This window comes from Shewanella sp. UCD-KL21 (assembly GCF_001957135.1).
GTDB lineage: Bacteria > Pseudomonadota > Gammaproteobacteria > Enterobacterales > Shewanellaceae > Shewanella.
On record NZ_MPHK01000005.1, the window covers coordinates 216,448 to 230,203 of the forward strand.

Genomic DNA, 13,756 nt, shown 5'->3' on the forward strand with positions numbered 1-13,756 from the left:
TAATGTAACGATAAATACCCTCCCAATATCTTCTTTAAGCTTCTGTTTTTATTGTCTATTAATATTTACATCATATTAGTGAAACCTTGCTGTCATTTTAACGCAGTCTTTTTGTCATTTTTGCAGGTTAGTTTGTCGTCCATTGAAACAACTTAACTCGCTTACATCCGTCTTCGGAGATGACAATGGAACTGAAAAAAATGTTTAAACTTAGTGCTGTATCAGCTGCGCTTTCTGCAACTTTATTACTTGCGGGCTGTGGTGGCGATATCAATATTGATACGGGTTCACAAGAGCCGGCTAACCCAACAAATCCAACGGATCCAACCACACCGACTGAATCGGACCAACAACTTGCTTATGGCGGCTTCGCTGAAAAAAGCACTACGATAGCGGCTATCGATGGTAAAGAAGTGTGGCTGTTAACAGGCTCGCTTGCTCCTTCTACTGGCGCTTCAACAGTAAAGGTAGGTGGTCAAGATGGCGCAAACATCATTTTAGGAAACGATGTGGTGTGGATGCTTGATGGCGCAGTTATCGCCGGCGGCGATAAAGCTGATTCGGTTGAATTATCAATTATGGCTGGCACTAAAATTATTGGTGGTAGCGAGTCTTATTTAGTCATTAGCCGTGACTCAAAAATCATGGCAGAAGGCACAGCCGACGCGCCAATCGTATTTACCTCGCTTGAAGCTGCGCTAGGCCAAACTGGTGAAGCGGGTCAATGGGGCGGTTTAGTGCTTCTTGGTAATGCGCCTGTTAACTCTTGCCCTGATTTAACCAGCTGTGATGCTGCATTTGAAGTGGGTAACCACAACTACGGTGGTGATAACACTGAAGATAATTCAGGTGTGATTCAGTATGTTCGGGTTGAGTTTGGTGGCTTTAAAATCAACGACACCCAAGAAATGAACGGCATTAGTTTTGCGGCAGTGGGCGCAGGTACTACTGTTGACCATATTCAAATTCATAAAAATAACGATGACGGCGTTGAATTTTGGGGCGGAAACGTTTCGCTTTCACATGTGGTGTTAACTGAAAACTTCGACGATTCATTAGATTGGACCAACGGTTGGCAAGGTAGCGCCCAGCACGTTTATATTCGTCAAGAAGATAATGGTTCAAACCGCGGTATTGAAGGCGATAGTAATAGCAGCGCTGATGCAGAGCCACAGTCTATGCCTACATTGGCTAACTTCACCATTCAAGTTGCTAACGGCACTAACAGTGGCGGTGATGACGCTGAAGGTATTTTACTGCGTAAAGGCACCGCAGTTAACGCATACAACATGCTAGTGAAAGGCGATGTTGATTCAGGCGAATGTTTAGAAATCAATGACGACAACACAGTCGATACCGCAGAAGCGGGCAACTTGAATATGCAAAACAGCTTAATCGATTGTGTTGAGCCTTTTAAAAGTGCCAAGGTTGATGCGGATAAAGGCTACACCAAAGCTTATGACGTTGAAGCATGGTTTATGGCGCAAAACGGTAACTTAGCTGGCGCATCAGATTTAACGGATTACATGCCAAACTCATCTTCTGTTGCCTTAACTGGTGGAGCTGCTGACTTAGCTAACATGGATGACCGTTTAGTCGATGCCCAATATATCGGTGCATTTGACGGCACGACGGATTGGACTATGGGCTGGACCACGGCCATTCACGATGAAACTACACCTGCACCCTCTGAATTACCAGTGTTAACGTCTTGTCCTGTAGGCACTACAGCAGAAGATGTGGTCGCGGGTCTTTATAAAGACGATAGCGTCACTTTGGTGTGCTCAATTGAAGGCAATATCACCACTAATACTACACTGCTTGCTGGTCAAAACGTGATGTACAAAGTCGATGGCGGCGCGGTGATTATCGGTGGCGATAACGCAGACTCTGCCACCTTAGCAATTCAAGCTGGTACGCAGATTTTTGCAACAGATAACAGCTACATTGCCGTGAGTCGTGGCTCTAAAATCATGGCCCAAGGTAGTGCAGAGCATCCAATTACTATGACTTCTCAGCAAGATGTGATTGCTGGCGCAGAAGGTGAGCGCGGTCAATGGGGCGGTTTAGTTATTCTGGGTAATGGCGAAACCAACAAGTGTCCTGATAAGGATAACTGTGATGTGTCATTTGAAGTCGGTGATTTCCCATATGGCGGTAACGACAATGCAGATAACAGCGGTCAAATTAGCTACGTAGTAGTTAAATACGCTGGTTTCAAAGTCAATGATACTCAAGAAATGAACGGTATCTCATTTGCGGCAGTGGGTAGCGGAACCCAAGTTGACCATATTCAAGTCCATGCAAATGGTGATGATGGTGTTGAATTCTGGGGCGGCGCGGTCAACCTGAAATATGTTTACCTGACTGACAACTTCGATGACAGCTTAGATTGGACTAATGGCTGGCAGGGTAAAGCACAATACGTGTATATCACCCATGAAGACGGTCAAGCTAACCGCGGTTTTGAAGGCGATAGCCATAAAGGTACTGACGAAACTCCTATCTCAAATCCAACTATCTCTAACGTAACCATTTTACCGGGTACTGACATTGAAAACGCCAGCGGCGATAAAGGCGAAGGCATCTTACTTCGGGTAGCGACGCGTGCATCACTGCATAACGTACTGGTACAAGGTCGCAAAGGTGACACTTCAGAAACTGAAACCGGCGAATGTTTAGAGCTTGATGGGACTTACGCAGGTCTTGTTACCAACGTAAACGATGACACATTAGTGATGTCTCATTCGGTTATCGACTGTAACGAGCCTTTCAAATATAGCTCTGACAACACAGATACAACCGATGCGGTAGACACTGAAGCGTGGTTCTTAGCGCAGACGGGTAACTCAACGGCAGCAGTGACATTAACCGACGGTATGCCAGCGGGTACTGACACTGTGTTACTGGGTACGGGCCTTGATTTAAGTACAACAGATAGCTTTTTTGAAGCAACTGATTTCATCGGCGCATTCGATGGTCAGACTGATTGGCGTGAAGGTTGGGCTTTTATTAAATAAGCCTTATTAACACCTTCAGCATCGGGGAGTGAGTGCTCCTCGATGCTGCTTAAAGCGCGATTAGATAATCAAAATAGTTAGTTAAATTTACAGCAATTGCCACCGATGTTTCTCATCTTAGTGGCGCGACCTGAACTGTGTACAGGATTGAAAAACGTTATGAAAACCAAGCCGAGTTTTATCGCTAATAAGCTAAGCCTAGCTGTTGTTACTGCTATTTCTGCAGCTTCTCTTTTTGCAACACTACCTGCTTACTCGGAAGAGACACCTGCCTATGACCCAGGTGAAGATTTCCCTATTGAAGTCATTGCGGTAACGGGGCGTTTACGTAGCTCAGCCTCAGAAGCAATGGAAGAGCGCCGTGAGCAACCCGCCGTGGTTGATATTATGGGCGCAGACCAGATTTCTCGCACCGGAGATAGCGACGCCGCCGCAGCGCTACGACGCGTTACCGGATTAACCCTGAAAGATGGCAAGTTCATTTATGTGCGTGGTTTAGGTGAGCGCTATTCAAGTACTTCACTAAATGGCGCTGTCGTGCCGTCACCGGATCCAACCCGTAACGTGGTGCCGCTGGATATGTTCCCAGCCTCTATCATTGAATCTTTATCAGTACAAAAATCCAGCTCAGCCAGCACGCCAGCCGCATTTGGCGGTGGTCATGTTGATATCCGCACCAAATCGATTCCTGCTGACTTTTTCTTTAAGGCATCTGTTGGTGGCCGTTATAACACCAATGATAGCGATGACACTTTTACCTATAACGGCGGCGGTGATGATTGGACGGGCCAAGATGATGGCACTCGGGCAATGCCAAACAGCATTAACGAGCTGACCAATCAATATGGCGGCATTAGCCCCATTGATATTGTTACTGGCTCAAATGGCAGCATTGATTTTGCCAGTGCTCAGGCGATTAACCGCGGTTTAGCCAGTGATATGTACCGCGACATGACCGTATTTACCGAAAGCACAGATCCGGGGCTTCGAGGCAATATCGCCATTGGCGATCGCTGGGACTTAAGCGATGACATTATTTTCGGGGTGATGGCAGCAGGCTCATATAAACAACAAGCTGAAAACTACACCAAGCGCGAAGTTGAGCTAGATGGTGATGAAAACAGCGTGCAAATTGAAAATGCCAAAGACGTTATGGGCACTGACTCCATAGTGCAAATCTCTGGCATGGTTAACTTAGGTTTAGAGATAGGTTACGACCATAAAATTGAAACCTTCTCGACTTATTTGCGTGATACATCCGATGATGTGTCAGTGGCCATAGAAGAAACTATTGATACCATCGCTGAGCCTAACGCACTGCAGGTTTATGATATTGCTTATGAAGAGCGAAACCTTATCAGTAACCAAATTCAAGGTGAGCATTTCTTTGAATACTTGTGGGATTTAGAAGCGAATTGGATGTATTCCAATGCCAGATCTAAACGCTACGCGCCCAGCGAATTATCTTACACCTACAATGTCATACTTGATGATGCTGATAGCATTACCAGCCGTAACTTAAACACTCAAGATGCGCCTAAGTATGTTTATAGCCGCCTTGATGATGATACTGAAAACTACAAGTTTGATTTAACGTTGCCGTTTGAATTTGGCGCTAACATTTTAAAGCTAAGCGCGGGTTACGAGTACTTCGAGCGCACCCGACAAAGCTATGCCACACGTCTTGGTTTTGATGTTGGCTTAAGCCCAACTGACCCAAATGGTGACATTTTAGCTGGTGACTTTGACGCAATATTTTCAGACGACAATATTGCCAATGACGCACTAGATTTAGAACTAAAAGATGCCTCAACCGACACTGAAGATTACCTTGCGGCTGAAATGATTGATGCCGGTTTTGTAAACCTTGATATCGACTTTGATGATGTATGGCGCTTAACCGCAGGTGTGCGTTATGAAGACTTTCGCCGCGTGACATTGCCATTAACCCCAGAGGGTGAAATTTCAGATGAAAGCGGCCGTTACGATATTGAAGACTACGCAATTGCTGAAGATGGCTGGTTTCCATCATTAGCATTGACCTGGAAATCATCAGATGAAAGCCAGTGGCGCTTTGGCGCAAGTAAAACCTTGGTTCGTCCTGATTTGCGAGAAGTGGCCCCAGTGCGTTTTCAAGACCCAATCACTGGGTTTGATTTCTTTGGTAACCCAGAGCTTGAAAGCTCAGATATCTATAACCTCGATGTGCGCTGGGAATACTATTCAGAAGATGGCGCTAACTTAAGTGTCGGCGGTTTTTATAAAGACGTCGCAGCGCCCATAGAAGCGATTCAACGTATCTCTGAAGCGGGTCGTCAGCTTAAGTTTTATAACGCTGAGTCAGGTTATATCTATGGTATCGAAACTGAGTTTTTACATGACTTAGGCTTTATTGGCAGTGATGGCGGCATATGGGAAGACTTCTTTGTTGCCGGTAACTTAACCCTAAGTGATTCAGAAATTGAAATTGCCAGTAATGGTGAAATTGACCCAACCAATAATAAGCGCCGCATGACAGGCCACTCTGAGTGGGTTGCCAATGTGCAATTAAGCTTTGATTCTGCCAATGAGTCCCACAGTGCCACGCTGGTTTATAACGTGTTTGGTGAGCGTATAGCCTATGGCGGCCGTGGCGGCTTAGATGATGTATATGAGCAACCTTTTCACAGCTTAGATTTTAGCTATAGCTTTTTACCTACTGAAAGCTTTGGGGTGAAATTTAAAGTGAAGAATATCCTTGGTGAAACAACCGAATACGACCAACAAGATGTGGTGGTATACGCCAAAGAGCCAGGCACAGAATTTACTCTACAGTTTGACTATGAATACTAATTTTTACTCGTGCGATTAACACCAATATCGCGAGTAATAATGAGTTAATGGTAAACAAGGGTAACAACAGGTACTGATTATTGGCATTTTTACTTCATCCTTTAAATGCTAATAAGCTAGTGCAATCGTGATTTGATAGGGCGCTTGGAACACGCCTATATCAATATCACAGGCTTCTTTATCAGTAAGCGTTATTTAAGACCACGTGACTTAACGAAGAAGTTTGCAGCTTTGCAAAAGGCTGTATGCAGTAAGTAAAAAAGACCTAAAAGTAACAGGCCACTTTCTTTGGAACAAGAAAGTGGCCTTTTTATTGGTGAGCGATTAAGCGCAGTTTGTTAACTATGATAGTTAATAGCGGATCATTCTTCACTGCTGTCGATCAGATTGCTAATGGCTTTTGAGATCAGATCTTTTTTCATGCTAGTGCGAGCCACACCTTGTTCAAACCAAAAACTCATCGGCTGATCAAAGCCAATACCATGCATGTAATTGTAAATCGCTTTACGCAGCCCTTCACCTAACATCTCATGATCGGTACCGGTTGGATCGCTAAAGTCGACATCGTTTTCAGCGAATAAAATTTCAGGGCGCTCGCTAAGGGTAATACCAAATTTTTCTGGATTCATACCAACAGGGCTGTGGATCGTGGCCACAAAACGGTGCCAGTAAGCAGACTGGAAACAACCTTGCTGCATCATTTGACGCACCATTTCCAATGAATCCACCGTTTCTTGCTCGGTTTGAGTCGGAAAGCCATACATAAGGTAAGCGTGCACCATGATGCCTGCATCGCTAAAGGCTTTGGTGACTTGGGCAACGCGCTCAACACTGACGCCTTTTTTCATTAGTTTCAATAAACGATCTGAGGCTACTTCTAAGCCGCCGCTGACTGCGATACAACCAGAGTCGGCTAATAATTGGCAGCGGGCTTGGCTAAAGGTTCTTTCAAAACGAATATTGCCCCACCAACTGATCACCACGCCGCGCTCGATTAAACGTTTTGCAAAGGCAAATAAGGTTTTTGGCGGCAGCGCTTCATCGACAAAGTGAAACCCTGTTTGTCCGGTTTCTTCAATCAGTTGCTCAATGCGATCCACTAAAATATCAGCGCCAGCCGTATCGTAGCGATCGATATAGTCCAAACTGACATCGCAAAAGCTGCATTTACGCCAGTAACAACCATGGGCGATGGTAAGCTTATTCCAGCGGCCATCACTCCAAATACGGTGCATTGGGTTGAGCATTTCACACAAAGACAGGTATTCGGTTAATGGCAAGCCATCGTATATAGGGGCGCCGACGTCCACCTGCGGGATATCATGCAGATCTGGATTTTCATTAAAGTGAACGTAAGGCTCGCCATTGTCATCTTCGGCAAGGAAGTAAGTTCGCACTAAATCGTCGACTTCACGTTGGCCTTGAAAGTATTCCAGCAGGGTGATTAACGGGCGTTCGCCGTCATCAAGACAGATAAAGTCGATAAACTCAAATACCCGAGGATCTTTGAGTGCCCGCAGCTCGGTATTGATAAAACCGCCGCCGATGACGATGGGGAGCTCAGGATTAATGGCTTTACAGGTTTGCGCAATACGTAACGCGCCAAGCATATTACCGGGAAACGGTACGGTTAAAGCCACAACGCTAGGTTGGGTTTCTTCTAAATAGTGCTCAACCAATTGCGCTAAAATTTCTGAGCTAAAGGTTGGCTCGTCCATCAAGGTATCGTAAAGGTTATCAAAGCTTGGATTAGCCGCAGCTAACTGCTCGCCATAACGGCTCACTTCAAAGTAGGGATCAACCCCTTGAGTGATGACGCTGGACAGATCGTTAATAAACAAGGTAGCAAGGTATTTGGCTTTATCTTGTACGCCGAGGTTACCAAACGCGGCTTGCAGCACATCGCCTGATACGGCTTCCATTTGCGCAATGGCTTCAAATGCAGGGCCTTCAGGTAAAAAGCGTCGAGAGTTTATCCGCAGAGCAAGGCTTGGATCTTTACCCTGTAAAAACCGAATCGCGCTTTCAACGGTTAGATGATAACGATCAAAATTAGCCAGAAAGCTATGAATAGCATCAGGCAATTCATCGTCTTCAAAGTGCTCAAAGTTAGCTTCCACATGTTGACGAATAATCTCCAGCGCAGGCGCTGTCATCATTTCTAGGAAAAGCTCAATGGCAGGATCACGTTGCTCCGCCTCATAACCTCGAGAACGCAAAAAACCAGTTAAATACGCAGTTGCCGGATAGGGCGTATTTAATTGGGTCATAGGTGGAGTCATTAGAAGAACGGTCATAGCCTGCCTTTAATAGTAAAACTTGAGTGTACTGTGTTAGACAGAATCAGTGCTAACAGAGTCTGCGTGAACTAGGATCAGCCTGATACAGAATCTTGTACAAAGAGTGGCAGCCAATACGGTTGCCAAAAAATAACAGGGGATTCTAACAAATGCGCTATAGCCATTCTACTTCAAAGTTTAGGTTTCAGCGCTGGCTTAGCTAATCCAACTCAAGACGTATAGGTGAAATAATGATTATTCCTTCTATCTCAGTGGTTTCAAAACAATGCAACATTGAAGATACTTTACCTAGGCGTTTCTATAGGGGAGTTAAAGTGATTGATATTGGCTTACTGCACATTGCCTAATTCTTTATACCAGTTCGTTAGTAAGCAAAAGATTCGCTATCGTCACAGTCTTGTCTACATAGATGTCGGAACTTATCTTGTAGCAATATACCTTTGGGCTAGACCCTTTTGTTTAAATATTAGCAAGGCGGTTAAATATGGCTGCAACTGTGTCATTATCTGGCTCTCGCATCTTGCCCAATGGATTAGGTTTGACACATGCCCGCAAAATTTCAAAATCAATTTTTACGTCTCTGTTTGTATTTAGTATTTGCCGTTGCTATTACGGCATGTTCGGTCAAAACCGAGCAAGCTAACATTCGCCAAGTGGGTAATATTACCTATAAAAAAATTGATGAAGCCAGTGGCTTAGCTTACTCAAAAATTCAGGACGATGTGCTGTGGCTGCACAATGATGGCGGTGATAGCGCCGCAGTGTATGCGGTAAATTTATCTGGTGATTTGCTGGCGACGGTGAACATTGAAGGGGTAAAAAATATCGATTGGGAAGATATGAGTTCGTTTGTTATTAATGGTAACGCGTATCTGTTAATCGCCGATGTCGGTGATAATTATGCCAATCGAAGTCAGTATTTTATTCATATAATTGCAGAGCCAGATGTCAGTAAATTGGAGTTAGCTGCATCAATTAATGTCACACCATTAGTGTCACTGGCATTTAATTACCAAGATGGCCCCAAGGATTGTGAGTCGGTTGCTGTTGATGTGATCAATCAGCAAATTGTATTACTGAGTAAGCGACAAACCCCGCAAACCCTATATCAATTACCGTTGCCGTTAGAGTTAGCGCAACCAGTAGCCGTATTACCTTCAGTACCTACACAGGAAAGAGATACGCTAGTGGCAAGCTCCTTAGTGGCAAGCCCCTTAGGTGCGCCGCCAGCATTACCGGAATCATTTTCAGATTATTTGGGCAGTATACGTTTAGCACTTTTTGCCGGGAACTCGACGGCAATGAGCTTTTCAAAGGATGGCTTATCTGCAGTAGTGTTAACCTATGGTCACGCTTATTACTATAAGCAGCAACAGCCCACAGGCGCTTTATCACTATTATCAAATACGCCAACAATCATTGATTTTCCGAAACTATTTCAAGCAGAAGCGGTGAGTTTTAATCACGATGCCAGCCGTTTTTATATCACCTCAGAGGGCAGCCCAGCGCCAATATATGAAGTAAATATCGCCGCTTTGCTGGCTAGTTCTGATAACTCACTACTGAAAGCTAGCTACTGAAAACTCACAGCTAAAATATCAGTATTTATTGCTGATATTTGCCGCGCACCTCATCGATTAAGCGCTTCCATTGCGGATATTTAGCAAAGCTTTGTTGTAAATCCCCCCAAGGTGATAACGCTTGGCTCATGGCATTGTCTGAGTGATCAACGCCTTGGCTTAGTTGATATAAATAGTAAAAAGCTGAGGCGCGATAATTTAACGCACAATGGACTAAAATCGATTTATCGTTATTGCGCTCCATGATGCTAATAAACTGCGCTACATCTTCCATGGTGGGTTGCTGCCAATCGACTTCAATGTTGTGGTAAACCATACCTGCATCTGTGACCAGTTTATCTTCAGCTGCTAAATAGTTTGAGTTGTCTTTGGGGATCAAATTGATCACCACCTCACCCCTGAATGTTTAAGTGTCTTAAATTGCTCTGCTGTGGGCAAGCCTGCGGTAATCACTTGGCTGTTATTGAGCTTGAGTGCTTTGATGTTATCAAGCTGACTTGGGTCAATTTGCGCCGCCGCAGGATTGACCAAACTAACGCTTAATAAGCTGCTGGTTACTATTGTCATTAACGTGGCTCCAGTGATGCTATTTTTAAAAGCCGTTAGCGCTCGTTTATATTGCTTAAGCTGGCTGCGAAGGCGGTTTTTCATCTGTAATCCTTTCATCTGTAATCCTTGGATTTGAGTAATTACTTAACAATGTCATCAATGGCGGCTAACTCTGCAGCGCTAAAGTTGAGATTATCTAGTGCTGCCACCGAATCGAGAACTTGTGCTGGGCGACTTGCACCAATCAAGCAACTGGTTACCGCATTATTATTAAGGTTCCATGCGATCGCCATTTGCGCTAAAGATTGATCCCGCGTTTGGGCAATGGTATTTAATGCCTGCACTTTGGCGATTTTCTCAGGGGTAAGATCGTTATCAGCTAAATAGATTTGGTGGGCTTGGGCTGCCCGCGAGTCTTTGGGAATACCATTGAGGTATTTATCAGTGAGCACACCTTGATCCAATGGCGAGAATACAATCGAGCCAACGCCTTGATCTTTTAATACCTCGGTTAAGCCATCTTCAATCCAGCGATCAAACATATTGTAGCGTGGCTGGTGGATTAATAATGGGGTGCCTAGCTGTTTTAAAATACTGATAGCTTGCAGAGTTTCTGTTGGCTGATAACTTGAAATACCCACATACATCGCCCGGCCTGAGCGGACAATATAATCTAGCGCTTGCATGGTTTCTTCAATGGGAGTGTCAGGATCCATGCAGTGATGATAGAAAATATCAAAGTAATCTAGCCCAGTTCGTTTAAGGCTTTGATCGCAGCTAGCGATCAAATACTTTCTTGAACCACCAATACCATAAGGCCCCGGCCACATGTCGTAACCCGCTTTACTCGAAACGATTAACTCGTCTCGATATGTCTTAAAGTCTTGTTTGAAAATATCACCAAAAGTGGACTCCGCAGCGCCGTAATGGGGACCATAATTATTGGCTAAGTCAAAGTGAGTAATACCAGCATCAAAGGCCGTTTGCAGAATGCTTCTGGCATTTGATTGCGGATCCGATGCACCAAAGTTTTGCCATAAGCCTAATGAAATCTTTGGCAAGCGAATACCGCTGTTACCACAACGGGCATAAGCCATTTTTTGATAGCGTTCGGCGCTGGCAATGTACTGCGGGTTTGGCTCGAGGGTAATCATTTATCATCCTACAAATGAGTTGTTTGTGAATTAGTTTTGAATTTAAGGAGTGTTTTAAATCTTTATTTCAACATGACTGCACTAGAACAATCATAAGCATTGCCCAGTATTGTCACTGAAGTGGTAAACGACTGTGGCTTAAGCAAATAAACCGTATTTGCCCCTAGCGTTATTGCTTCATTTCTTAGCTGGTTAATCGCCCCTTGGGTTAAATCCTTATTTGAAATAAATAAGTAATCATACCAATGCCCTTGGGAGCCAATTATAGGCCCTTTTAGTTGGCAGTCATCAAGCTGTTGCCCTTGCCATAAAATTTGCACATGTTCGCTTTGATAATGAGGGGCATTAATACAAGCCGTGAGTCCTACTGGCATGAGTATCATTAATAACCTCATTAATTTGGCACTGCGATTGAGTGGATTCATATCGGCCTTAAAAAATTGCTGTTATTTGCGCCATCTTCATATAGCAAGTCTATACTTAATCAGTAGCATAGTAGAGTTAAATTCAACTTACTTGGTTAAGCTTTGCTATGCAATCAGCATGTTGGCGTTCACTGTTTCATGAAAGAGTAAACATAGGGATATACACATGGGTAGCATCAATTTAGCTAATGAAACCGTGATTAAGTCAACTTTTGCTACTGCGCAAAATGGTGCCTTTAGCGGTGATGGACAACTATATTTGACCGAAACACGGTTATGTTTTGAAGCCTTTAATAAAATCTTTGAAATGGGTCCTTATGAGATAGACCTTGAAGATATTGTGAGTGTTGAAAAATGTTGGGGAACCGGTGGTGGCGTGTTACCCCTTACCGCAGATGCCATAAAAGTAGCGCTTAAAAACCATCAATCCTATAAATTTATGGTGGCAGACTCTGATGATTGGCGTGAGGCTTTGAGCCGCTGACTATAGCCTAGGTGCTGGCAATGTTCAGTTATATTATTTAACAGGCATTTATCTTAGGCATTTATCCTAGCCATTTTATTTAATAGGCTTTTTATTTCACAGATTCTATATTCAATTCACAGGCGCTTGAACTGGCTCTTTATTTAACTGCCAATTGATTTAATAAGCAGTCTATTGATTTAATAAGCAGTCTATTGATTTAATAACCAGTCTATTGGATTTAATAAAAAGTCTATATCACTGATGTTGAAAACCCCAGCTGTTGAAAACCACAGATGGTAAAAATAAAAAAAGCTGAATCTATGATTCAGCTTTTCGGGTTTGCTTTGTGGCTTAAGCGTTTAAATTAACGTTTAAGCAAATACATCTTGTAGCGATGGTACTACTTGCTTTTTACGGCTTAATACACCGTCTAGCCACACGCGGCCTTCAACAGTTGCTTTACCGTAGGCTTTTTCAGTTAAGTCAGCGTCATCTGAAACCACTAACATTTCTGAGCCTTCTTTCATGATATCGGTTAGCAATAATAATACGCTGTGACGGTTACCTTCAGCTTTTAGCGCTGCGATATCAGCTTCTAAATCGGCCTTGATATCGTCAAATACTGATAAGTCGATAACTTCTAATTGACCGATACCCACTAGGTTACCGTTCATGTTGAAGTCTTTAAAGTCACGCATCACTAAGTCACGTGCAGGCGTACCTTCAACAGCTGATTTAACTTTGAACATTTCCATGCCCACAGCTTTGAAGTCTTCAATACCGGCAATTTCAGCCAGCGCTTCAACGCAGCGGATATCAGCAGTGGTGCAGGTTGGAGATTTGAAAATCACAGTGTCACTTAAAATAGCGCACATCATGATGCCAGCAATGTTAGCTGGAATTTCTACTTGGTAGAAATCGTACATCATTTTAATCACTGTGTTACTACAACCTACTGGGCGGATCCAACACTCAAGCGGAGTAGAAGTGGTTAAGTCACCTAATTTGTGGTGATCAACAATACCTACGATGGTTGCTTCGGCAATATCATCTGGTGCTTGAGTTAATTCAGAGTGATCAACGATATACACTTCTTCGCCAGCGTAGCTTGTTTTGTACTCTGGTGCTTCAAAACCAAATCTATCTAAGATATAGGCAGTCTCAGGTGAAAGCTCACCAAGACGGGCTGCAATAGCAGGCTCTTCAATTTGATTTTTTAAGTAAGCAAGTGCGATTGCACCGCAGATTGAATCTGAATCAGGGATCTTATGACCCACAACATACATTGCCATTTGGTACGCTCCTATAAATTTTCAGCGATTTTAACAAGAAATAACCGCCTGACCAATCTTTACCAATAAAAAAGCCCCAGAGAAGGTTCTGAGGCGATTCAAATCAAGCAATATTCATCTTAAGTTGTCAGCGATTGA

General features: G+C 43.7%; 10 protein-coding genes. 4 read left to right on the top strand and 6 right to left on the bottom strand.

Annotation, left to right across the window (positions count from 1 at the left end):
* Window positions 1–185 precede the first annotated feature (185 nt).
* Both BM739_RS06810 and BM739_RS06815 read left to right on the top strand, forming a co-directional pair.
* Entirely contained in the window at window positions 186–3,020 is a 2,835-nt protein-coding gene (locus BM739_RS06810; RefSeq protein WP_076538855.1) for a hypothetical protein, read from the top strand.
* Between the two features lie 159 nt (window positions 3,021–3,179).
* Window positions 3,180–5,852: a TonB-dependent receptor gene (locus tag BM739_RS06815; RefSeq protein WP_076538858.1), complete on the top strand. Its 2,673-nt coding sequence runs from the start codon at window positions 3,180–3,182 to the stop codon at window positions 5,850–5,852.
* Window positions 5,853–6,214: 362 nt separating this feature from the next.
* On the opposite strand, the gene BM739_RS06820 is transcribed toward BM739_RS06815, so the two are convergent.
* Window positions 6,215–8,149, bottom strand: a complete 1,935-nt coding sequence (locus BM739_RS06820; protein WP_076538860.1) for a radical SAM protein — start codon at window positions 8,147–8,149, stop codon at window positions 6,215–6,217.
* A gap of 548 nt (window positions 8,150–8,697) precedes the next feature.
* Here BM739_RS06820 and BM739_RS06825 point away from each other — a divergent pair.
* Window positions 8,698–9,732: a hypothetical protein gene (locus BM739_RS06825; protein WP_076538863.1), complete on the top strand. Its 1,035-nt coding sequence runs from the start codon at window positions 8,698–8,700 to the stop codon at window positions 9,730–9,732.
* Window positions 9,733–9,757: 25 nt separating this feature from the next.
* Here the strand turns inward: BM739_RS06825 and BM739_RS06830 are convergent, their stop codons facing one another.
* The 4 genes from BM739_RS06830 to BM739_RS06840 form a co-directional block, all read right to left on the bottom strand.
* The gene (locus tag BM739_RS06830) at window positions 9,758–10,120 is read right to left on the bottom strand and encodes a protein tyrosine phosphatase family protein (protein WP_139326832.1); all 363 of its coding nucleotides are present in this window, start codon (window positions 10,118–10,120) and stop codon (window positions 9,758–9,760) included.
* Window positions 10,117–10,398 (bottom strand): hypothetical protein, encoded by a 282-nt coding sequence (locus BM739_RS20475; protein ID WP_254843484.1) that lies wholly within the window; start codon window positions 10,396–10,398, stop codon window positions 10,117–10,119. The genes BM739_RS06830 and BM739_RS20475 overlap by 4 nt, the downstream gene beginning before the upstream one ends.
* Before the next feature lie 23 nt (window positions 10,399–10,421).
* Entirely contained in the window at window positions 10,422–11,435 is a 1,014-nt protein-coding gene (locus BM739_RS06835; protein ID WP_076538866.1) for an aldo/keto reductase, read from the bottom strand.
* A gap of 62 nt (window positions 11,436–11,497) precedes the next feature.
* Window positions 11,498–11,818 (bottom strand): DUF4156 domain-containing protein, encoded by a 321-nt coding sequence (locus tag BM739_RS06840; protein WP_175609496.1) that lies wholly within the window; start codon window positions 11,816–11,818, stop codon window positions 11,498–11,500.
* A 208-nt stretch (window positions 11,819–12,026) separates the two neighbouring features.
* On the opposite strand from BM739_RS06840, the gene BM739_RS06845 reads away from it, so the two are divergent.
* Window positions 12,027–12,344, top strand: coding sequence for a GRAM domain-containing protein (locus BM739_RS06845; RefSeq protein ID WP_076538869.1), 318 nt, complete (start codon window positions 12,027–12,029; stop codon window positions 12,342–12,344).
* A gap of 353 nt (window positions 12,345–12,697) precedes the next feature.
* Here the strand turns inward: BM739_RS06845 and BM739_RS06850 are convergent, their stop codons facing one another.
* Window positions 12,698–13,618 carry a manganese-dependent inorganic pyrophosphatase gene (locus BM739_RS06850; protein WP_076538871.1) on the bottom strand — a complete coding sequence of 307 codons (921 nt, stop codon included), beginning with the start codon at window positions 13,616–13,618 and terminating at the stop codon, window positions 12,698–12,700.
* Between the last annotated feature and the right edge of the window lie 138 nt (window positions 13,619–13,756).

Coding starts and splice junctions, on each gene's coding strand:
- BM739_RS06835 (WP_076538866.1), bottom strand. CDS start 11,435: ATGATTACCCTCGAGCCAAACCCGCAGTACATTGCCAGCGCCGAACGC.
- BM739_RS06850 (WP_076538871.1), bottom strand. CDS start 13,618: ATGGCAATGTATGTTGTGGGTCATAAGATCCCTGATTCAGATTCAATC.
- BM739_RS20475 (WP_254843484.1), bottom strand. CDS start 10,398: ATGAAAGGATTACAGATGAAAAACCGCCTTCGCAGCCAGCTTAAGCAA.
- BM739_RS06810 (WP_076538855.1), top strand. CDS start 186: ATGGAACTGAAAAAAATGTTTAAACTTAGTGCTGTATCAGCTGCGCTT.
- BM739_RS06815 (WP_076538858.1), top strand. CDS start 3,180: ATGAAAACCAAGCCGAGTTTTATCGCTAATAAGCTAAGCCTAGCTGTT.
- BM739_RS06825 (WP_076538863.1), top strand. CDS start 8,698: ATGCCCGCAAAATTTCAAAATCAATTTTTACGTCTCTGTTTGTATTTA.
- BM739_RS06820 (WP_076538860.1), bottom strand. CDS start 8,149: ATGACCGTTCTTCTAATGACTCCACCTATGACCCAATTAAATACGCCC.
- BM739_RS06845 (WP_076538869.1), top strand. CDS start 12,027: ATGGGTAGCATCAATTTAGCTAATGAAACCGTGATTAAGTCAACTTTT.
- BM739_RS06840 (WP_175609496.1), bottom strand. CDS start 11,818: ATGATACTCATGCCAGTAGGACTCACGGCTTGTATTAATGCCCCTCAT.